Annotated in this window: 12 protein-coding genes; 6 read left to right on the forward strand and 6 right to left on the reverse strand. The window is 46.7% G+C overall.

The window, feature by feature from the left end; all coding sequences use genetic code 11:
• Positions 1-166: 166 nt before the first annotated feature.
• From JI741_RS31390 to JI741_RS31400, 3 genes are all read left to right on the forward strand, one after another.
• On the forward strand, positions 167-1186 hold the full coding sequence (locus JI741_RS31390; RefSeq protein WP_202016419.1) for a FecR family protein: 1020 nt from the start codon (positions 167-169) through the stop codon (positions 1184-1186).
• A 308-nt stretch (positions 1187-1494) separates the two neighbouring features.
• Positions 1495-4776 carry a SusC/RagA family TonB-linked outer membrane protein gene (locus tag JI741_RS31395; protein ID WP_202016421.1) on the forward strand — a complete coding sequence of 1094 codons (3282 nt, stop codon included), beginning with the start codon at positions 1495-1497 and terminating at the stop codon, positions 4774-4776.
• A 17-nt stretch (positions 4777-4793) separates the two neighbouring features.
• Positions 4794-6308, forward strand: a complete 1515-nt coding sequence (locus JI741_RS31400) for a RagB/SusD family nutrient uptake outer membrane protein (RefSeq protein ID WP_202016422.1) — start codon at positions 4794-4796, stop codon at positions 6306-6308.
• 146 nt (positions 6309-6454) lie between these two features.
• Here JI741_RS31400 and JI741_RS33205 read toward each other — a convergent pair whose 3' ends face one another.
• The 6 genes from JI741_RS33205 to JI741_RS31430 all read right to left on the reverse strand — a co-directional run bounded on the left by JI741_RS33205 (position 6455) and on the right by JI741_RS31430 (position 14850).
• The gene (locus JI741_RS33205) at positions 6455-7018 is read right to left on the reverse strand and encodes a beta/alpha barrel domain-containing protein (RefSeq protein ID WP_202016423.1); all 564 of its coding nucleotides are present in this window, start codon (positions 7016-7018) and stop codon (positions 6455-6457) included.
• On the reverse strand, positions 6990-8693 hold the full coding sequence (locus JI741_RS31410; RefSeq protein WP_202016424.1) for a sodium:solute symporter family protein: 1704 nt from the start codon (positions 8691-8693) through the stop codon (positions 6990-6992). Before JI741_RS31410 ends, JI741_RS33205 begins: the two co-directional genes overlap by 29 nt.
• 13 nt (positions 8694-8706) lie before the next feature.
• A complete protein-coding gene (locus tag JI741_RS31415; RefSeq protein WP_369411896.1) occupies positions 8707-11073 on the reverse strand; it encodes an FAD-dependent oxidoreductase in 2367 nt (788 codons plus the stop codon).
• Between the two features lie 157 nt (positions 11074-11230).
• The gene (locus tag JI741_RS31420) at positions 11231-12463 is read right to left on the reverse strand and encodes an MFS transporter (protein WP_202016425.1); all 1233 of its coding nucleotides are present in this window, start codon (positions 12461-12463) and stop codon (positions 11231-11233) included.
• Positions 12464-12680: 217 nt separating this feature from the next.
• Complete coding sequence (locus JI741_RS31425; RefSeq protein WP_202016426.1) at positions 12681-12986, reverse strand: hypothetical protein; 306 nt, start codon at positions 12984-12986, stop codon at positions 12681-12683.
• Positions 12987-13332: 346 nt separating this feature from the next.
• Positions 13333-14850 carry a sulfatase-like hydrolase/transferase gene (locus tag JI741_RS31430; protein WP_202016427.1) on the reverse strand — a complete coding sequence of 506 codons (1518 nt, stop codon included), beginning with the start codon at positions 14848-14850 and terminating at the stop codon, positions 13333-13335.
• Positions 14851-15221: 371 nt separating this feature from the next.
• Here JI741_RS31430 and JI741_RS31435 point away from each other — a divergent pair, with 371 nt between their 5' ends.
• The 3 genes from JI741_RS31435 to JI741_RS31445 all read left to right on the forward strand — a co-directional run bounded on the left by JI741_RS31435 (position 15222) and on the right by JI741_RS31445 (position 23953).
• Complete coding sequence (locus JI741_RS31435; protein WP_202016428.1) at positions 15222-19313, forward strand: hybrid sensor histidine kinase/response regulator transcription factor; 4092 nt, start codon at positions 15222-15224, stop codon at positions 19311-19313.
• A gap of 193 nt (positions 19314-19506) precedes the next feature.
• Positions 19507-20823 (forward strand): glycoside hydrolase family 88 protein, encoded by a 1317-nt coding sequence (locus tag JI741_RS31440; RefSeq protein ID WP_202016429.1) that lies wholly within the window; start codon positions 19507-19509, stop codon positions 20821-20823.
• Positions 20783-23953: a SusC/RagA family TonB-linked outer membrane protein gene (locus JI741_RS31445; protein WP_202016430.1), complete on the forward strand. Its 3171-nt coding sequence runs from the start codon at positions 20783-20785 to the stop codon at positions 23951-23953. Before JI741_RS31440 ends, JI741_RS31445 begins: the two co-directional genes overlap by 41 nt.
• Positions 23954-23960: the final 7 nt, after the last annotated feature.

Here is a 23960-nt window from a genome sequence, read left to right on the forward strand (position 1 = left end):
GAACGCCATTTAGCCTATGCCTTTATTCTTTTGTAAGGCCGTTTTTGTTAGAGATGCCCCTTGTCAAAGTTTTTTTGCCGAGGCAGGATGAAAGATCAAGTTTTTCCGAAAACGTTTTAGGGATTCTCCTGAGTTGTTCGTCTTAATGGGTATGCGACAAGCCCCCATGAGCAGAAAGGAATTTGAGAAGATTTTGATGAAGTATCAAAAAGGACTATGTACAGCCGAAGAGGAGGCTTTGGTACAGCGGTGGTATGATACCATCGGCGAGGAGACAAATTTTTCCATAGACCAAGCGCAGCACCAACAATTGGAAAATGTGCTGTGGCAGAAGCTGTCCTTACGCATACATGAGCCGGTGGTGCCCACACCTTCGCGATTGTATTGGAAAATTGCCAGTGTGGCCGCCGCCCTGTTTATATGCATTGGGATGGGCGTGTATCTGGCCACTGACAACTTTGCCGCAAATGAAGGCGACTTCGCCGCGGTGGAGGGTGCTGAAATGATTATTGTCAATGACCACCCCGTGGCCAAAGCGGTAACGCTGGAAGACGGAAGCGTGATTACGCTACAACCGGGCAGTACGTTGCGCATGGCAAAACATTTCAGCAAAGAAAAACGCGAATTGCAACTTACGGGTGTTGCCTTTTTTGAAGTGGCCCACGATAAGCAACGACCATTTTTGGTCTATACAAAAAATGTGATCACCAAAGTTTTGGGCACCAGTTTTTCGGTGTATGCAGATAAGCTCGATTCGTCTATTACGGTTTCGGTAAAAACGGGCCGCGTTTCGGTGTCCCGGCAGGTGGAGAAACATTTTGGGTTAACCAAAACCATGAAGGAAGAGGCCATCCTGGTGCCCAATCAAAAAGCCGTTTTCGATTTGAGCAAAGAAAAAGTCACCACTACGCTGGTGGACAACCCTCAACCGGTGCTGGCCATCGAAAAGGAAAAGGTGATGACCTTTGATGAGAAGCCGGTAACAGACATTTTGAAGTCGCTGGAAAAAATGTACGCGGTTGACATTGACTACGATGCAAGCGCATTGCAATTCTGCGAGCTTACTACAGTCTTTTCGGAAGAAGGTCTCTATGAACGCCTACGGATTATCTGCAAAGCCATCGAGGGGACCTATGAAATCCACGGCACACGCATCATTCTAAAAAGCCGTGGATGTAGTCACTAAAAACACTAAAGACGATGATGATATTTGCACATCCTACACTTAACCGATCACGCATGAAATAATTGCTATCCACCAGAAAAAAAACAGGCCGATAATGTTCCAGCATTACCGGCCCTCACCCGGTTTTTCCAAGGGATAAACCAGGCATTCGTTTTTGAATTGTTACACACAAAAACCTATTACAAGGTATGAATAAACCTATTCCTAAAAAAATTATTGCTCTTATGAGAATATCGTTGATACAAGCAGTAATGGCAGGTGTTTTCAGCGTATGGGCATACGGATTCGAATCCAAAGGTCAGGAAATCTTGGATCGTAAAATTTCCGTTCATGTTGAAAAGAAAAGTATCAAAGCCATTCTGCAGGTCATCGAGCAAGAAGCAAAAGTAAAGTTCACGTATCAGTCCCAGCTCATCCGATCCTTTAGCCCGGTATCACTGGAGATTTCCGATGTAAAAATCAGTGATGCCCTGACTGAAATACTAGGTCCCAGCATTTCCTATGAAGTAGACGGCAACCAAATCATTCTGAAACCCGCTTCCGTGCCGGAAGAGGAAGCTTCCTCCTACGAGACCGCCATCCGTGCCAGCGCGGTGGTTACGGTCACCGGCCAGGTTACCGACAGCGATGGTCAGCCCCTACCCGGCTCAAACGTGGTGGTGAAAGGCTCAAGCAATGGCGTCACCTGCGATGCGACGGGCAAATTTTCCCTTGCTGTTCCCAACGAGGAATCGGTATTGATTATTTCCTTTATCGGTTATGCTTCCCAGGAAATCGTAGTGGGTTCGCAAACGACGATAAACGTAGTGATGGTGCCCGAACTGCAATCGCTGAGTGAAGTGGTGGTGGTAGGTTACGGTACACAGCGCAAACAGGATGTTACCGGAGCGATCTCCTCCATCAAAGGCGATGATTTAAAAACTCAAGGATCCAACTCCATTCAAAAATCGTTGCAAGGCCGTGCGGCCGGCGTGCAGGTAGAATCCGCCGGTGGCGAGCCTGGCTCGGGTGTAAAGATCTTGATCCGTGGTACGGGTTCGTTGAATAGCAACAACCCGCTCTACATCGTAGACGGCGTGCAGGTCGACAACATCAACAACCTGAACCCTTCCGATGTGGCCTCGATGGACATTTTAAAAGATGCATCCGCTGCCGCAATCTATGGTTCGCGGGCTTCCAATGGCGTGGTGCTGATCACCACCAAGTCCGGTTCGGAAGGCGAGATAAAATTTGATTTTAACTCCTACGTAGGCGTACAGAACGTAACCAAGAAATTGGATGTGCTGAATGCCACGGATTGGGCGACTGTAAGCAATGCTGCACACGACAACGCGGGTCTTGCCCGCCTGGATGCTGCCAACAACCCTGCGCCTACTACATCGGGCACAGATTGGCAAAAACAAATTTATCACACCGCACCGGTGCAGAACTATGTACTGTCGGCAGGCGGCGGTGGACAGAACTATAAATTCAATGTGTCGGGCGGATACCTGAACCAGGACGGTATTGTAAAAAACACCAACTACGAACGCATCAACCTGCGCATGAAATCTGAGTTCACCAAAGGGATTTTGAAGCTCGGTCAAAGCTTTATCCTGAGCCGCGAAAATGCAAGACCCCAACCCCCTGGCTTGGGTGGACAAGGTGGTAATCCGGTGGAAGCCGCCACCAAGATGATCCCCGTGTTCAACGTTTACGATCCCACAGCAGTCGGCGGCTATAGCGGCGCTTACGGACCGGTAGTGGATGTGGCCAACCCGGTAGCATCGTTGAACCTTCAAAAAATGAAGAACAACACCAACACGGCCATCCTGAATTTGTTCGCTGAACTTACGTTGGCCGAAGGCCTCAAGTATAAGTACAACCTGGGATACACCAACACATCGGTAAACAACTTCAATTACATCTCCCCCTACCAAGTGGGTGCTTTGTTTGTGAACGCGATCTCCAAGCTCACTGAAACAAGAAGCCAGAACAACTACTTCCTCCAGGAACACACACTGAATTATTCCAAGACGTTTGGTAAGCACAGCCTCCAGGCACTTGGCGGTTTTACCTATCAGAACACCCAGTTCCGTACCCTCATCGGTTATAAGACCGGCATGCCCGATGGCATTTTCGTGCTGGACGCCGGTACGGCCAATGCACAAGTAAATAGCAACGCAAAGGAATATGCTTTGCTTTCTTACCTGGGACGTCTCGTGTATTCCTATGACAACCGCTATGTACTGACGGGTACATTCCGTCGTGATGGTTCCTCGCGTTTTGGCAACGGCTATAAATACGGTGCATTCCCTTCCGTCGCCCTGGCGTGGAACGCCTCCAACGAAGATTTCTTTACAGCCCTGGAACCCGTGGTAACAAACCTGAAAGTAAGGGCAAGCTATGGTGTGCTGGGTAACCAAGAAATTCCCGACTACCTGTATGTGCCCACCATTAATTCCAACCTCAACTACGTAACCGGACAAGATCAACACCTGTGGAACGGTTCTTCGCAAACCGCCTTTGCCACGCCAAACATCAAGTGGGAAAGCTCCAAGACGTTTGACATCGGAATGGACTGGGGCTTATTTAGTAACAAGCTGAACCTGACGGCTGATTATTTCATCCGTAAGAACACCGACATCCTGTTGCAGGTGCCCCTTCCTCTGTCTTCGGGCGCCAGTGGCAGCAACCCGTATGTTAACGCAGGTAGCATTACCAACAAAGGCCTGGAGCTGGCGTTGAATTATAACAACCAGGTGAACGACTTCAAATATCAACTCACCGGTACATTCACCGCCATCAACAACGAAGTAACCGCACTGGGAACCGGAAGCCAACAGATATTTGGTGGCCAGCCTACCCACCACGGTGCATCCGCTACCGTAACCCAAGCCGGTCTGCCTGTAGGTTCGTTCTATCTAATCAAGGACATGGGCATCTTCCAAACACAGGAACAGATCAATGCTTACTCGAAAAATGGCCAGCTCATTCAACCCAATGCAAAACCCGGCGACATCCAATTTGAAGATGCCAACGGCGACGGCGTGATCGATCAAAACGACCGCCAATATGTGGGCAGTCCAACGCCTAAATTCTCCTACGGCTTTGGCGGCAATGCATCCTGGAAGAATTTTGATATCACCATCTTCTTCCAGGGAACACAAGGCAACAAGATCTACAACGGTTTCCGTCAGGATCTGGAAAGCATGAGCCTGGAAGAAAACTATGCAGCATCGACCTTGAATGCTTGGACACCCTCCAACACCAACACCGACATGCCGCGTGCCGTGATCAACGACCCGAACTACAATTCGCAAACCTCGACACGCTTCCTGGAAAATGGATCCTACCTGCGTTTCAAGACGTTACAGATCGGGTATACGTTGCCCAAGGATTTGGTGAACCGTGCCAGCATTACTTCGTGCCGTTTGTATGTGAGCTTTGACAACCTGTTTACCGTCACGGGCTATAAAGGGTTTAACCCCGACATTGGACGTCAGGATACCGGATTGCCGTACTCGGTGCTGGATCGCGGTGTGGACTTTGGTCACGTGGCCTACCCGCTGCCCCGGACTTCTTTATTTGGCGTTCAACTCTCCTTTTAATTTAAAACATGAACACGATGAAACGACATACAATTGTTTTGCTGTCACTCTTTGCAGTGGCAGCGTGTACGGATGAACTGAACCAGGTAAATCCAAATAGTCTTACCACGGCAAGCTTCTGGAAAACACAGGCCGACTTTGAAGCCGGCTTGGCCGCCTCCTATAAAATGTTCAAGCAAGTGGACAACGGCTATTGGGGAGTGCGCGGTGTTGAGTTATCCAACGGCCGTGGCGATGATATGTTTATTCGCAACGACGTGAAGGACCTTTACCAATTGTCGACCTTCACCAACAATGCCACGACTGGTGTGCCCGCGGGAATTTTTACCGGAGCGTACAACGCCATCTTCCGCGCCAATCAGGTGATCGAAAATCTCCCGGCAAGCGAATTAAGCGATGCCTTGAAAACACGATTGACGGCAGAAGCAAAATTCCTGCGTGCCGCCAATCACTTTATTCTCGTCATCAATTTTGGATCGGTACCCATCGTTACGGCGGTTCCCAAAAGCAGCGCCGAGGCAGCTATTGCCAAATCCCCGGAAGCCGACGTCTGGGCGCAAATTATCAGCGACCTGAAAGAGGCCAGCCAAGGCTTGCCGGTTTCCAACGACGCCAGCGCCGTTGGCCGTGCAACAAAAGGTTCGGCCCTGGGGTACCTCGGCAAAGCCTACGTGTACACCAAGAAATGGTCTGAAGCCGAAAACACATTCAAGCTGTTGGCACAACCCGATGGCCATCCGCAAGCGCCGTTTACCTACGACTTGCTCACCAACTATGAAGAAAACTTCCTGGCTGGCTCGGACAACAACAAAGAATCGCTGTTTGAAATCCAGATGCAAAACGTTGGTGGTACGGCTCCTTGGAATGGTGAAAACGCCGGCGAGTCACAAGGCGTCACCACCGCACAAGAGTTTGCCCCTACAGAAGTGGCCGGCTGGTTCGAAATGTTCCCTTCAGACAAAATCTTCAACGAGTTTGAAAAAGAAAAAACGATCGACAACGATTTTGATCCGAGGATGTACGCCTCGCTGGTGTGGAATTATCCCGGCGCACTGTATTACAACCTTCCCTACGCATCGTTCTCAAACCCGTTCAACTCCAAGGCCAGAATACGCAAATATCAAAACTGGCGCAACAACAACGAAGGCATCTGGATCTCCGAGATCAATGAAAAAGTACTTCGCTACGCCGACATTTTATTGATGTATGCTGAAGCCCTCACCCTGCAGAGCCGAACCGCCGAAGCTTATCCCCTTGTGAACCGCATTCGCGAACGTGCACACCTGGCTCCGCTGGCCGCCGGTCTTTCTGCCGATGATATGATGGATGAGATCCGTCACCAACGCATGATCGAATTCTATCGTGAAGGACTTCGTTTCTACGATCTCAAACGTTGGGGGTTAATCCAACAAGAAATGAGCAACAGCGACAAAGTGGGCCGCGAATTTTATGAGGATAAATTCCAGTACTTCCCCATTCCGCAAAATGAGATCAATACCAATATCAAGATGACGCAAAACGATCCCTGGTAAAACAAATTCGAAGCCCAAATCAAAATAAAACAACCCGCGTAGTACCGGGTTGTTTTTTTGTCCATCGCGCCAAAGCGGCAAGCCTCTCCCACCATTAAAACTTTTTTCACTAACGAAAATCAATCCGATTAAATTCGGCTATAATTTCAGATCGCATAAGCCGGTGAAAGTACGATATGTTCGAAGGATCGGAGAGTCGGAGAACCTCCCTTTGGCATGTTTGGTAAAATCCGAACTTGAGGCGCTACCGAAAACTGATTACAGACTGTATTAGGCCCGCTCACGTCGTCGGGAAAAATCTTAATCACTGGACAACGAAGTTTGCTGGCATAGACCATGTCCTTCGCTATAAAACAGTGCGGTATCCACAAAATTCTTGCCTGGTCACATTGCTTTTTTATGTCCAGCTGGGTTATCGGCGACACTAGGAAATCCGCCCCAGCCCTCAGGAAAAAGCGAGCTGACTTAGCTTCCAGAATGATACCAACGCCAAGCACGGCGTCCGGAAATCGCTGTGGGCGACATTGCACAAGCTCCGCAAAAATACGGCGTGCATTCATACTTCGCCGTGAAATTTCAAAAACGCGCTGCCCTTCCCTATAGCGCTGCGTGATATCGTTAATGGCTGTCTCTGATTCCTTATAGTGACAAACCGAAACTACCGTAGCGCTACGTATCGTCTTAATTACCTTTTCTATTTTTGGTCGCATCTGGCAAAGCAACGGTTGATCGTCCACTGGTCATCGAAATTCTTGCTCCGGCCAGGAGTGCAAGAATCAGTATCACGGCCCCTACGACCATCACGACTAAATCGTTCTTCGCCAAAAGACCAAGCACAAATATTCCTGCCCCAACGACGATAGCGGCGATAATAATTACTTTCACACCGAACGCATTCTGCTGCTTAACTCCCACCGTGATGGCTTTGACCACGGGTGGCTCGGATTCAAACTGCAAAGCCGACGATGAAAGCCGATTGATTGATCTGTAGTACGACTCGAATGCAAACAAAGAAAGCAGCGGCAGAAAAACACCTATTGATGTTTCAAGCATCCTTGACAATTTCACCTGGAAGAAAACTGGATGCAGTAGCTTAAAATACAGACAGACCGACAGGGTCAACAACGTGGTAAAGACGACAGAAAATGCCGTAATCCTCTTAGAATACAACGACCATATAATCGGCGCGAACAGTGCCCCACCGGCAATGGAGGCGATCGACAATACGAGTTCAACGATGCCGCCAAGTCTTGGGATGAGCAATGCTACCCCTATGGTCGCAATCCCAAATACAACGGTGAACAGCCGGGCAACAAAAATCTGCTCGCGATCACTCGAAAGCGGTCTAATCAAATTTTTGTACACGTCCTTGGCAAACACGGTGGCAGCAAGATTGATCGTGGTATTGGCCTTGCTAGAGGTTGCCGAAACCATTCCCGACAATACCAATCCGATCAAGCCTGCTGGAAGTACACGCTGACAGAGCATCATATAGGCACCTTCCGGTTCAAGCCCTTCAAGGGATGGATTAATGACTCTGTAAATCATGGGCGGAAGCATCCAGACCAATGGACTAATCAGATAAAGTGCCGCAAAAAGATAGGCCACCTTTTTTGCATTCCGCTCTGTGGACACGCTCGTATACCGCTGCACATATGCCCAGTTGCCACCAATGTAATAAGTCTGGTATCCTACAAAGGCAAGCATGAACAGCGCAGTATAGTCCTCGTTGAAGGGTTCAAAAAAATGGGCCGGCGCCTTGTTGATGAATTGTTGCATACCACCAACGTCTGCCAGCGATGCCGGGATAACAATAACCACTGCAGCCATTAATATTATGAATTGCACAACATCGGTCACCAGCACCGCCCATAACCCTCCGGCAGCAGTATAGAGGATTACCACCAATCCAATCACGACAATGCATGTGTTCAGGGAGAATGGTGTTGCCAGTTGGACCATTTTACCTACGGGATATAATACGGAGGCTGTATGGGCCAAACTCAAAAACAAAACCAATACCGTATAAAATTGTTGCGTCTTTATGTCAAAGCGTAGCCCGATAAATTCAGACGCCGTCCTCGTGCCAGTTCGTTTCCACTTGCCCGCAACAAACATGGCCACGATAATCCCACTTATGGCCATGGTGAGTTGTATCACATTGGCCACAACGCCGTGCTTGTAGGCGATTGATCCCCACACTACGAATGTGCCTGCAGAGAAATAACTGATAAAAAGCGAAAGGCCATTTATCCACCATGGCGTATCACCACCCGCTTCAAAAAAAGCTTGCCCGTCTTTGCTGCCTACCCGAGTAAATGCCACGCCTATCGCAAAGATAAGGATGGCAAAAACGATCATAACTAGTACATCCAATGGAATCATAATATGTGAATTGTCAAATATGTTCGGCGACATTCTTTTCACATGGACCGTAACACAGGATCTCAAAAATTGCCGCAGGAACGTGCTGGGATGGATGAGAAACCTCAATGGTTATTTTCTTCGTTTTTATTGTGGAGGCGAGTTTAATTTTGTTGATGGTTTGATAATTGTCTCGTTTAGCATAAATCACTTTGCCGTTTTCATCCCGAATAATGTAATGCTGCACGCAAAAAGGCATCACATCTTCCGGATGCCCCATCAGAACGGTTTCCATGGGATGATCAAAGTCGGTGTCGAATTTGAGAACAATCAACTGAATCTCTTTTGGAGCATCCCACTCCAAGGTAATAGACGGCGATTTGTCTGCTAAACTTGCTGCCCAGGCATTTGGTTGTATAGTGGGCCTAGCCAATCCGTTGCATATATTCCGCGCTTCGAATCCACCCAGGGGAGTATTAAATTTTAACGCCAGGTTATGGCCCTTGGGGCGGCGTTTTGGAGTCCAGAATTCAAATGCATCGAAACCCAGTTCTTTTGGAGGCGTTTGCGTTCCAAAGTTTGACACCGCCGGATTGACATGATGATAGACCGTTAATATTCCAGTCATGCGCTGCGCGGTATAGGGAAGCATCACGCTGGGATTTTTGAGGAAGGTCAAATAAATGTACCGATGGACTTTGGATATCAAATTGAAATTTAACGGAACATTATTCACCCCTTTCTGCAGCGGTATTTCAAGGGATCCCAAGGTAACATCGGGTGAATAACTATGCATCCTACTACAGACGCGAAGTTCGACCTTGAGTACTGTGCTACATTCGGCAATTACATCCATGAAAAAAGACGGCATCGGGCCAGAGCCGACGGGGATCATCTGCGCTACCGAGGTATCCAGAACTTCGTTCAATTCGACCGGCAGGTGTGTCAACTGAAGTTCGCTGGAGGCGTTTATTACCGCTTGGCGTGCGAGGTCACGCGAGTCGTCCAACACAATGCCTGGAATATGATGCCCAGACTCCATCAACTTGCGCTGAAGCTTCTTCATGAAGAAAGGTTCACCCACCGCTCTTGGCTTCAATTTATTCGTATGGCAGAGCGAAGCCGCCATAGCGACGGCTTGCCCGCCATAGGCGCTGGTACCCATCACTCGGGTAGATCCGAAGGCTACGTGGCTAACACTGATAATCCTACCCGCCAGGAAAAGATTTTGTATTGCGTTGGAATAATAGCAACGGTATGGAATCTGATAGATTCCTTTCGAATGCCATTGATTACATCCAGGTTTATCGCTGAACACGCCATCAGCCGGGTGAAGATCAACTGACCATCCTCCATACGCGACAGCATCTTCATGCTGGTGCTGTTGAACAATGTCTTGCTGCGTCAGGACATAGTCGCCCAGAAAGCGCCGACTCTCACGCTTTCCCGGTATGGTTCCAACCCATTCCAGGGTTAAATTTTCAGCATCCGGAAAATTACCGGAGTTCTTAATGTAATCCCAAACGCCATACACGACCTTCCAGAGCTGCCATTTTATACTCTCCGTCTCATGCACGGTATCCAGTCTGCCACCATACTCTATCCACCACAATTTGCATCCATGCTCATGGGTATTAAACTGCCTGTAACGCGGAATTTTAGCAATGTCGCGCATGGCGTAACAAGGTGGAACATACCGAACGGGTTTGCCGGTGTCCTTGGTATAGAAATATAATGAATGGCCGAGTAGTTCTCCATATTCTTTACTGGGCGCAAATTTTTCATCCCATTCTTGTTCTTTCTCCGCACCCATATGAAAGGGAGCTCCTGAAAGGAATGCTATGATTCCGTCACCGGATGCATCGCAGAACAGCGGAGCATGCAACCTATACTCTGTAGAATTCTGACTGCAAAAGGCTATGAGGCTGGCGATATTATCTTCAGCATTTTTTTCGACTTGATAAACCGAAGTATTCAAGAGCAACGTAATGTTTGCTTCGGCCACCACCTTGTCCAGCAGAATAGTGTCGAATATCACGGCATTGCCTTCGCGGTTGCGATACATATTCTCTACCAATATTTCATCGATCACCCCTCCTTCCCTAGCCCAGCGGTTGTTATTTCCCATATGGGAGGTTGCGCCAAGAACCCATAGCCGTACTTCGCTGGACGCATTACCGCCAAGCACTGGACGGTCTTGAACCAACGTGACCTTTAGACCCTCACGCGCGGCTGAGATCGCACAACAGGTACCTGCCATCCCGCCTCCCACAATAACAAGATCAGAAAAAATGGTAGTTTGATTCAGTGTTCGGGACATCGTCCCTCCTTCCCTTATCATATGGTTATATTTAATACTGTTGTCAGTTCCATGTGCAACACGTGCCACCATCTTTTCCATGCTGCCACAGCCACAGAAACCGGCTGCGCTCGCCCTGAACGATGATTGCGTGAATTGCTAAACTGCAGGCAAGATTGTGCCTCAAAAACAATTTGTGTGATCGCTTATTAGCTTCTTGTGATGGCATATTAGCCCGGGCAACACAACGTGAGGGGTGCTATTCAACAAAATCCATGTCACGGTCATATGTTTCAGAGACTGCGAGCAGTGCAGAAAAGGCAAGAACAAAACATATGATTCCAACGGTGAGTGCAGCCAAATGAACAGGGATGTACAATTTCAAAAATTGATATGCCAACACCAGCAATACCAAAGAGCCCCTTACCATATTGGGGACTGTCGTAGCCACGGTGGCGCGAAGGTTAGCACCAAACTGTTCGGCCGCTACCGTGACAAACATCGCCCAATACCCAATACCAAAACCTGCCAACGATATGACTATGTAATAGACCGAGCTCGTTGCATAGTTCCACAGTAACCCCACCATAGAAATGATGATTGTAAAGCCCAACAAATAGCCAATAGCTTGTTTTCGGGACTTGAGCCAATAACTCAAAAAACCACTAAACATGTCACCCACGGACAACCCAACATAACACCACATGATCGCCAAACCAGGATCAATCACGGGAAAAACATTTTTTGCTTCGCCCACTTCGTTGGCAAATGTCGCCAGGATACCAATGACAAACCAAGTCGGCAGGCCTATGCCAACACAGCACATATACCGTCTGAATTTGTCCCAGTTGACAAAGAGTGATAAAAAATTTCCTCTCTGGATATGCTTTTGTTTTCTCGCGTTTGAAAATACCGATGACTCTGCAACATTGATTCGCAGCACCAGCAGGGAAAGCCCCATTCCACCACCAACAAAATAAGCAGTGCGCCAATCGAAAAGCTTCACCGTAAAAAAAGCTACAACCGCACCAAGCAAACCAACGGCTGAAACCAGTGAAGTACCCAACGCCCGATAACGCGTCGGTACGGATTCAGCCACTAACGTTATACCGACCCCAAGCTCCCCTGCTAAGCCTACTCCTGCAATAAAACGGAACACTTTATACATCTCTACCGTTCCAACAGCGCCACATGCAACATTAGCCAACGAATAGGTGATGATCGATCCGAACAAGACCGAAAGGCGACCCTGCTTATCACCAAGAACTCCCCACAACACTCCGCCCATGAGCATACCCAACATTTGCCAGTTAAGCACTGATGCGCCGACCATTGACAACGCGTCAGAACTTACCCCGATGGCTTGCAAGCTCGGCAACCGAACAATTCCAAACAGCAGTAAATCATAAATATCCACAAAGTATCCCAGCGAGGCCACGATAACGGGCGCACTAAAAAGAGCCTGCTTAGCAGACAAATGTTGATTAATCATTGGCCTTTATCAATTTAAGGTTGCAGGCGGTATGCTGCATCAGAACGAAAAAAGAATGAATTTTTACTGAGCCATGTATCGCCTCTGCGTGGAAAGACTACTGACTTTATTTGCATCCATGTCATGGTTCTTATTCTTGGTCAGGCAAGGTGGTTGATCTTTCTTGTTTACATTGAATCTTATCCATCGGAAATTGAAACTCACGCTCAAGTGCCCATTACATGGTAAAGTCGACACCGGATTTCTGCTGCATACTGTCAGTCCGACCCTCTCGCAAACCCTGCTCCATACGGTGCACTTTGCTTTTCAAAAAGTAAAAACTCTTATCCTTGATCCGCTGCTGTTGAAGATAGCCGTGAGCGGTCAGCATATGAACAGCCCTCATGGTCACCAGCAGCGGGTACTGTGACAAACTATTGTGCAAATCATCAATGGTCCAAAAACCACCGTCTAGAAATTCCTCCAGTATCCTGGAGTCAAACTCAGTAAGGACATAGGTTTTCCGTCTTCGTGTGAATGTCATAAGTCAAAATCTTCTCATTCGGCCAGGATTTAAGGGCAGATGGAAAGATCGTTGCCCACACCGTTTCGTTAAATCTTTTGAATGCTCCACAGATCAACAAAAAACTTGACGTATCTCCGAAAGCATTCGAACAAATATCTGTGCGCTTAGTTCGATAAGCTTATGGTTATTTATCCAATGATAATGAGAAATTAGCAAATGAACCGTTGCTAGGACTACACGATTGCATGTCTCATCAACTTAGTAGTTCACTAATAACGACGGAAATATTTTTAGGGACCCTGTATAGAAAGGCTTCATGTTTTTTTATTTTAACACCTATAGAAAGTATCTAGCAGATCCCTTGCTAGGGCTTCACGTAGTTATATTCTTCTTTCAATCCTAATTCACGGATTGCATCTTCACTAGGCTTTGGATGCTTATCCGATTCCATATAATAAGCTGCTGCGTCCCAGTTGAAAGGTGCGTCCCCCTGCCGTGGGTCATTTGTTCTTTGTAGTTCTTTCGTTAACTGCTCCAAAAGCCCGGCTTTGATTGCTTGATATTCAGGACGATCCGCTACGTTCGTCATTTGATAGCCGTCTATTTTTAGATCATAAAGTTCTTCAGAAGGTCTTTTCCCAAACGCTTTAGTAAAGAGTGGGGCTACCCGTTCATCGTTCTTATGCTTGAGCATATACATTTTGGTTGGTGACGGATATTGCAGCATGTGTGCATCAACGTCGCCATACAATGGCGGATCGCCGGCCGGCCATGCATCTGCATTGTAGTTTCTAATGTAAAGAAAGTCTTTTGTGCGTATAGCCCGACCCGGGTAGCCCGCACCATTGTTTCTGGCGAACGCATGTCGTTCTCGTCCCATTACTGCGAACTCACGTCTATCCCCGTCGCCCGCTGCATCGGCTGTTTTTAAGAGTCCTGTCAAACTGCTCGCGTCCATTTGAAGGGGGATCTCAATTCCGGCTAACTCCAAAATGGTTGGCGCCAGGTCACTCAACAAAACAAAATCGTCAATTGTCCGATTTCCTTTCAGTTGTGAAGGCCAGGAAATGATTAATGGAATTTTTGTGCCGAAATCATAAAGATTGGCTAGCCCTCGCGGCATTTGCCAGCCATTATCACTGCAGATTATCACAACGGTGTTATCCAATTCACCTACCTCCTTGAGTAGTGCTAAATACGAAGCAACGTCTTTATCGAAAAGCTGGATTTCATTATAGTAATCTGCCATATCCTTTCGCACCTCTTCAGTGTCGGGTAAGTACGGGGGCACATTGATTTTTTTAAGATCAATGCCGGCCGACTCCCACCCATTTCTGCGAAATGGCCTATGTGGATCACGGCTACTGAACCAAAACATCCAAGGCTGTCCCTTATCCACTTCATTGTAAAATTCTTCGAAGGAGTTGTAAGACTGCCCCCCAGGATTGTGAGGCCAACCGTCAACTTCATAATTTCCGGGTCCCCACCCTTTTCCTTCAATGCCAACGTGGTAACCGGCTTTCTCCAGTATTTCTGGGTACAATTCCATTTTAGGAAAGCCTCCCCACAAATTTGCTGCTTCCCGGAGACGCCAAGGCTGCTGTCCTGCAAGCATCGACGCTCTGGCCGGTGAGCAGGACGGAGCATTGCAAAATGCGTTGGTAAACTTGATGCCGTCCTTGGCAACCTGATCGATTGTTGGTGTTTTTAGCAACGTGTTGCCATAGCATCCTAAATCTTGCCAAGAGTGATTATCGGACATCAATATCAAAAAGTTAGGATGGTGCTTTATTTGAAACTTGGCCTTCTCCTTCTCCCGTTGACAGGCAATGGTGAGAACTGAAAGTGCGGCATAAAAGAGAATGTGTTTTACAGTGTCCATAGTTACTCAAATAGTCGTCTTCTAACGTTAGTACCTCGCTCTGGTGCCCAATGTTCTCCCACTACCCTGATTGCCCCATTACGATGAATGGCTCAAAAGTTAATGATGCTGAAAAAGGAACCGAATTTCTCTACAAAGTTAATTTGAACCCTGGCAGCCAGGTCCAAAGAATGTTACGCATATCATCGCTTGCGGTATCAGATCGTCGCATTGGGAGCTTTATCACCAAGACAATTGATACAAATGGGACTGGTGAATGAAACATTTGGCTAGTATCGACTGAGTGATGTGTCCGATTTTTTAATTCATTTTGCGATCTTAATGTAAAAATGACACTGATGAAACTATGCGGCTGTATACGATGGGTTGCCATGATTTGCCTCACGCTGTATATGGATTGTGCCTGGGGCCAAATTCCGTCGGCGATTTCATTTGATAAATTGTCGGTGAAGCACGGGCTTTCCCAGGTCAGCGTGATGTCAATTTTCAGGGACAGTAATGGGTATCTTTGGTTTGGAACAAGAGACGGACTAAATCGCTATGATGGTTTAATCTTCAAGGTGTATAGACATGAAGCTCATCAAAATTCGATTAGCAATAATTACGTCCGTTCTATGGACGAGGACGCCAATAACATCTTATGGATAGCCACGGAAGATGGTTTAAATGCCTTGGATCAGTCCACCGGAAACTTTAAAGCCTATACCAGTAACCCAAACAGTGCCGACGAGCTCTCCGACAATCAAGTCCTCTCGGTGTTGTGTGCATCGAACGGCGACCTCTGGGTAGGGACCGAAAATGGATTGAATCTGAAAAAGAAAAACTCCGAGAAATTCATCAAATTCTTTACTAATCGCCAAGGCGCACAAATATTTACTGACAATCACGTTTATTCACTTTTTGAAGACCAGTCACACCGTATCTGGATTGGTACACGATTTGGGGGACTGTATTGTTACGACCCTAACCGGGATCGCTTCACACACTTTGAACATAATCCGGCAGATACCACGAGCCTTTCCAGCAGTTTTGTGACCGCCATTGCCGAAGACCGATATGGCGCAATCTGGATAGGGACATCGAAGGGCCTTAATCTGGTAAACGTCGACGGCGTTATACAACATATCTATCATAACAAAGATCAGAGCAACACCCTTTCAAATGATTTCATTCGTGCCTTGGCCTTTGATAAGATCGGTAATCTCTGGATTGCCTCCTATAATGGTCTCAACTATCTGGAAACTAACAAACGCGCCTTTCGCGTTTATCAGAAGGAAAGCTGGAATCCGCGAAGCATAAGCGACAACTCAATCCGTTCGCTGCTAATTGACCCCAGTGGCTTCCTGTGGGTCGGCACCTATTTTGGCGGTATCAACATCGTCAATCCATCATTGTCTTCTTTTTTGTTGGTCGGCACAAGTCCTTCAAATCAAAATAGCCTAAGCAATTATACCATCGGCAGCATGGCTGAAGACGACAAGGGAAACATCTGGATAGGATCAGAGGGTGGCGGACTATTCTATTTGGATCGAAAAACTCAAAAAGTGGAATCCATAAAAACATATTACGGCAAACCAATTGACCTGTATACCATAAAGTCCTTACTGTTCGATTCGCAAGGAAATCTTTGGGTAGGCACCTACCTGCATGGCTTGTTTATGTTAGATGGTAAAAACAAAACGGTTTCAACGTTTAACCGTCAAAAGGGAAGTACGCAGAGCATATCAGACAACACCGTGGTCGCTTTAGTAGAAAATAGCCCAGGCGATATTTGGATCGGAACAGACGCAGGCTTAAACCGGTACGATTATAAAACAAAACGGATAAGCAGCGTCCCTTTGGGCAAAGACTCAACCAACAAAGAGCCTAGCATCGCGTGCCTGTCTAAAGATCGTTCGGGCACCGTGTGGATTGGAACCAAAACAAATGGTCTATTTCGATACTCTTCTATCACTAAAGTACAACGCTATGTGAACATCCCAAATCACCCGGGCAGCCTAAGTAACAATAGCGTGTATTCTGTCTATGAAGACTTGAACGGAAACCTATGGGTAGGAACCTATGGCGGAGGTCTTAATCTGATGAATAAAGACCGGGGTGAATTTAAAAGATTCACGACTCGTGACGGACTGGTAAACGACATCGTTTATGGCATCACTGAAGACCATTGGAATAGCTTGTGGATCACAACACCTTCCGGGATCTCCAAGTGTGATCCGGTGAACATGACGTTTAAAAACTACACACCCAGCAATGGGATACCTATCGACGAAATTAATGAAAACTCCTTACTCAAACATTCCAGTGGCACCATGTTCATTGGAGGACTTCAGGGATTGCTTGCATTTAACCCGGATAAAATTACCGACAACACGATTGAGCCAAAGTTGACCTTCAGAAATCTGAAAGTCTTTAATAGAGCAATAGTACCCAACGATGATACAGGTATACTAAAAACGTCGCTGGAGGAAACTCAAAATCTTGAGTTTACGCACGATCAAAATGTTTTCACCATAGAGTATGGCGCGTTCGACTACCCCAATGCTGGAGCAAATCGTTATGCCTACAAACTAGAGGGCTTTGACAAGGAATGGAACTATGTGGGACAAACAATGTCTGCTACCTACACAAACCTCGATCCTGGAACCTATAGTTTTAAAGTCCGCGCCGCGAACGGTGACGGCCACTGGAGTAAGGAAATAAAGTCTATCAACATTGTAAAGTTGTCTCCTTTTTGGAAAACACCTTGGGCCTTCGCGGCATACTTTGCCATCGGCACACTGCTACTGTATATCGCACGCAGAGTCGTGCTAATCAGACTACAGCTTGAGAATAAACTGGACCTGGAACATTTGGAGAAAGAACAGATGGAAAAACTTACCAAGCTTAGACTCGATTTCTTCACCAATATATCCCATGATTTCAGAACACCGCTTACACTCATTCACGCCTCCGTAGAGGACATGATGAAGAAAACGCAGAATGCCGACCTTCAGAAGGCGCTAACAGCCATCAAACGAAATGTTGCTTTTATGCTCAGACTGATCAGCCAACTGATGTATTTTAGAAAAATCGAAAATGAAAATACACCCCTGCATGTGAGTCGCTGCACCGTTACACCGTTTGTAAAGGAAGTTATGGAGTCCTTTGCGGGAATCGCCCACTCCAGGAATATTGAATACAACATTGATAGTGAAATTCCGGACCAACGACTATATATGGACCGCGAAAAGATGGAAAAAGTGTTGTATAACATACTGTCCAATGCCTTCAAGTTTACCCCAGACGGTGGCCACATTTATATTACAGTCCGTCTGGTGTCCACGGTCAATGAAAAAGAAGACACAACACAATTCGTCGAGATTGGCATTCGAAATTCAGGTGTTGGAATACATGAAAATGACTTAAAAAATATTTTCACTCGCTTTTATCAAGGTGAATCTAATCACAAACAGGGAACTGGAATAGGATTGTCAATCGCTAAAGCTTTGATCGAATTGCACCAAGGATATCTAACGGCTCAAAGCGTTTATGGAGAGTATGCTAAATTTTTAATTGGCATTCCTATAACCGACGCTTTTACTGAAACCCAAAAAACAAAATCACCCACAAACAAGCTTTTCCAATTCAAGAAAAAATGGTCCGTTCCTCAAAAAATCCGGACAAGGCAATATTCTCTCCTTATTGTTGAGGATAATCTTGAATTGAGAGATCTCCTGGAAGAGAAGTTTAGCGAAGATTTCGATGTAATGACAGCAGCCAATGGCGAGGAAGCCTTGATGGTAATTGAAAATTCTCCTCCTTCCATCGTAATTTCCGACATCGTGATGCCCCGTATGACTGGTTTGGAACTCGTGAAAATGATAAAGCGTGAACCCCGGACCTGCCATATCCCGGTATTACTTTTAACAGAAAAAGGCGAAGAGGAAACCGCGAAGGAAGGTTACACGGCAGGTGCCGACGATTTTATTTCAAAGCCATTCGACGTGGATACGCTCAAGTATAAAATTAGCAACTTGGTGATCTCCAAAGAAAAGCTTCGTGAGTATTCCAGGAAAGAGGTTTTGCTGAAGGACAACCAGGTAAATTCAGCGTCTTTAGACGAACGCTTTCTTGAAAAATTGTCGGACTACGTACGGCAGCACATTGCCGATCCCGAATTAACGATCGTGAAGGCCGGCAAAGACCTTGGGTTGAGTCGCGTCCATTTGTACAGAAAGGTGAAGGCAGTAACTGGCAAAAGTCCGGTGGAGTTCATCCGGGACTTCCGACTATCGGTTGCTGCACAATTGCTGGAACAACACTACATGAACGTTAACGAAGTCTGTGATGCTGTGGGTTTTCAAGATCTGAACTACTTTAGAAAAATGTTCAAGCAAAAGTATAATGTTGTGCCTAAGGATTACGCCAAAGCAAACAACTCTGAAAAGATGCACCCCAGTGAAAAACCCGACGCGAATTAACCTCTCCGTAAAGTAACCAATATTTCCAGCGTCCTTTCACGTTCCATTGGCGAGTATAGGATTTCTTCCAGCGCCACCTTCCGAAGCGCCAAGCTCCTTTGGGAGCATTTGTTGGTGGTTTATGAAACATTTCACCTGCCTAGATTTAGTATCACGTGCTTCTTTTGTACCCATGTGCAATAAAGAAGGTTATATGAATGAATGTCCCTCCGCGTTCCGCGGTCTTAAGCGTCTTGTATTTCTATGTGGTTTCTTCGGCCTAATGACGGCCTGTACTACCCCAGCTCGGCAACAATCCGCAGGCGATATCGCCTGGTTTGAAAAAGCAGTTCGACTCAGTGAAGAAAGAATGCGCCGTGCTGCTACAGTAATGCAACCCGGTACATATCCTCGCTCAATGTGGCCGGATGGAGAGGTGCGCTGCGTGAAGGCGCAGGATTGGACTTCCGGATTCTTTCCGGGGTCCTTATGGTATATGTACGAATTATCGGGCGACTCATATTTCAAAGGCAAAGCGATAATGTTTACCCAAGGATTGGACTCGATCCAGTATGCCACTAACACGCATGACTTGGGATTTATCATTAATAATTCCTTTGGCAATGGGTTTCGATTGACCCAGGATAGCAGCTGGCAACATGTACTGCTAAACTCCGCACGTTCGCTGTCATCACGGTATTCCACCACCGTAGGCGGAATAAAATCTTGGGATAATGAGATTCGATCAGTAAAGAATGACGCTTTTAATTTTCCAATCATTATTGACAATATGATGAACCTTGAATTGCTGTTAAAAGCGTTTCATGCGACAGGTGATTCCAGTTTCTATCACATTGCCACGTCACACGCAGACCTCACGATTCGCAATCATTTTAGGGATGATGGCAGCTCCTACCATGTTATAGACTACGATTCGCTGACCGGCATTGTTAAACGAAGGCTCACGCACCAGGGATTTTCCGACGAGTCTGCCTGGGCAAGAGGACAGGCGTGGGGACTGTACGGCTATGTAATGATGTACAAAGAAACGGCCCAGGAAAAATACCTAATACACGCAAAAAAAATTGCCCATTTCATTATGCACCACCCCCGGTTGCCGGAGGACAAGGTCCCCTACTGGGACTTTGATGCACCAAATATTCCGCACGTATTGCGAGATGCATCAGCAGCAGCAGTAATGGCCAGCGCCATGCTTGATTTAAGTACCGTCTCCAAAGAAAACGCCCAGTACTTTCAATTCGGAGAGGCCATTCTTCAAAACTTGACAGACAAGTACGTTACTGAAAACAATGCCGATGAAATTTTCATTGTTCATCACGCGGTTGGAAACTTCCGAAATTTCTCTGAGGTCAACACGCCGCTTAATTATGCAGATTATTATTTTCTTGAATCGCTCAGCAAATACAAAAGACTGAAGGGACACCTTGGTCTTGAATCTCAGGCCGCACTTAAATCCAACTCAATTTCATATGAAGCAAGTCTATCAAACAAAATCATCGCTTCACAGTAAGCGATACAGTAAGATTTTTCCGTTCCTGTTCTGTTTTCTTGTGGCCGTGTTTTTTGATGCGGTAGAAGGTTTATCCTCAGCTACTGGATTAAAAAGGCCAACCACTCATGCCGGTATGAAAAGTTTTCAGGCACCGGTAAAGGGAGTCGTGAAAGACGAAACTGGACAGCCCTTGCCGGGTGCAAGTGTCCTTGAGAAAGGCACCTCCAACGGGACACAAGCGGATATGAACGGAGCATTCTCGCTAACGCTGTTGTCACCTGAAGCCACCTTGGTAATTTCCTACATCGGATATGAAAACGTCGAACTCCCCGCATCCCCGGGCAAGGAGTTCGCCATTTCCTTACAACCAAATGCAACAGCATTAGGTGACATCGTTGTGATCGGCTATGGTACAACGACAAAGAAAAACCTCGTTTCATCCGTAGCTTCCGTAAGCGCAGAAGAACTGAAAAATCAACCCGTCGCCCGGCTCGATCAAGCCTTACAGGGGCGTGCGGCAGGTGTTCAGGTAACCTCGAATAGTGGTGCTCCAGGGGCGGCCGCCACCATCAGAATCAGGGGCTCGAGTTCGCTGAGCGGTAACAACAATCCTCTTTTCGTCATTGACGGCTTTATCGCAGGAGAAGGTTTCAACTTAAATAGTTTGAACATGAACGACATCGAGTCAATTCAGGTCTTAAAAGATGCCACCGCCCTTTCAATTTACGGAACGCGTGGAGCAGCCGGGGTTATCATTGTTACGACTAAAAGTGGAAACGGTGCAAGGTCCGATGGAGTAAACGTAGGTTTCAATTACTATCAATCGGTCCAATCGCTAATAAATACTGTTCGCCCCTTAAATGGACAGGCTTACCTGGATTATAAAAATGAAGAAGCCCAGTTTGTGCCCGGAACATCAGGGTTCGGTGAAACTGATCGAAACTTACCAATTCCGTTTCCTGCTGGAAAGGAATACCCCAATACCGATTGGCTGGAAGCAATATCCCGCACCGGAACAATTAGTAACGCCGACCTCTTCCTGTCAGGAAATGCTGAACGTGTAAAATATTATGTCTCCTTCAACCGGTTCAAACAGAATGGCGTCATTCAAAACTCCGGCCTTGAACGATATCTATTCCGGACCAACCTCGATTTCAAAATATCTGAAAAGGTAAGAACGGGATTGCGAATGAACCTTTCACGCGTGCGGACAGAAAATCCAAAAGTCGATTTTTACTCTGCCATGTTCCGTGCATTACCCATACGACCAATTTATAACCCCGATGGTTCATATAACGGCGTTAACCCAGAGAGCGCCCGCACCGAACGTAACCCCGTTGCCGACATAAACATGCGGGAGGATTACGGTCAGGAAGGTAAAAACATTGGAAATGTCTATGTTGAATATGAACCACTAAAGCATTTGATTTTCAAATCCTCCTTTGGTGTTGAGCTAACCAACAACCGAAACAACCAATATTTACCTGGGCAACTGCCAGACAGAAAAATTTCGAGTCTGGGTGGGCTGGCTACTGTAACACAAGATCGCAGCGATAATTACTTGAATGAAAACACACTTACCTACAAACGTGAATTTGGCAGCCATATATTAACTGTCCTCGGTGGAGCGACGTGGCAAAAGTATACGATAGAAACAACCTCTATGATGGCAGGCGGTTTCGTCAATGACGCCGTCGGCGTTAATAATATCTCTTTTGGCTCGGACCCAGCAACTTATCAATTGAGCTCCAACTTTGTACAACGCACATTCTCTTCGCTGCTTTCGCGCATCGATTACTCGTTCAAGAATAAATATTTATTGACACTGGTAGGAAGGCGTGATGGCTCTTCGGTGTTCCAGGAAGGCAACAAGTATGCATTTTTCCCTTCCCTGGGCGCCGCGTGGAACCTTGATCAGGAACGATTTTTACAGAACTCCAAGATTGTCTCAGCGCTGAAACTCCGGTCCAGCTATGGATTGGTGGGTGAACAGGGCGTGAGACCGTATAATTCCATTGCCACCCTTGCCAGAACCAACACGTACTTTAATGAGAAGCTTTTAAACGGTGTGGTTATCGGCGAACTCCCTAGCAGCAACCTCACTTGGGAAACCACCAAGCAGTTGGACATTGGCCTAGAGCTCGGATTATTTAACAATCGAATCAGGATTGAGGCCGACTACTACAATAAAAAAACAGAAGACCTCTTGCTGGAAAGAAAAGTTGCCGGAACGGTGGGAAGTACAAGGTTGCAAAACATTGGTTCGATGGAAAACCGTGGACTTGAATTGTCCCTTTATACTGTCAATTTGGAGAAGTCTAATTTTTCCTGGGAGACCACGTTAACAGTTTCCGCCAACCGAAACAAAATTATTGACTTGGGCGGGGCACCCTTCATCGATTTACGTACCCCTCCATCAGACCTGGTCGCCACGGGTACTTCCGGGACAGGTATTCGACTCATGCCCGGTCAAGTGTCACCAACCTTTGTCGGCGTTGAATATCTGGGTACCTACAAAAATGCAGAAGAGATTGTAGCGGATGGCATGAAAGGCGTTGCCTTTATCGGCGGACCACGCTACAAAGACCAAGATGGGAATGGCGTAATTGATAACGGTGACAAAATTCCTGTAGGAAATCCACAACCTGATTTTTATGGAGGATTCAGAAATCTCTTGAAGTATAAAGGACTAAGCCTCGATTTCTTCTTTCAATTCTCGGTCGGGAATAAAATCTTCAACGCCGCAAACTCATCAGCCATATTTGGTAGAGGCGATGAAAATCTCTCGCCAGACATTGTTAATCGTTGGATTGAAGGGGTGAACGAAACCTCAAACATTCCGCGTGCTGGTACTTCAGCAAACATCTGGAATCCTGTAAGCACGTTGTGGATTGAGGATGGTTCCTTTTTACGATTGCGCACCGTCACATTGTCCTATGAACTTCCCATGGTCGGTCTGGGTATCGATGGCGTTTTTAAAAGAATTAACGTGTACGTCTCCGGGACCAACCTCTGGTTGTTAAGTAACTATTCACTGGGTGATCCCGAAGTTAACAACTACGGAGGTAGCGCGCTCGAACAGGGTGTCGCATCGGGACAATATCCTTATACCAAGTCTTTTACCGCGGGCCTATCTGTTGAATTTTAATTAAAGA

This window comes from Chryseolinea lacunae, assembly GCF_016735595.1.
GTDB classification, from domain to species: domain Bacteria; phylum Bacteroidota; class Bacteroidia; order Cytophagales; family Cyclobacteriaceae; genus Chryseolinea; species Chryseolinea lacunae.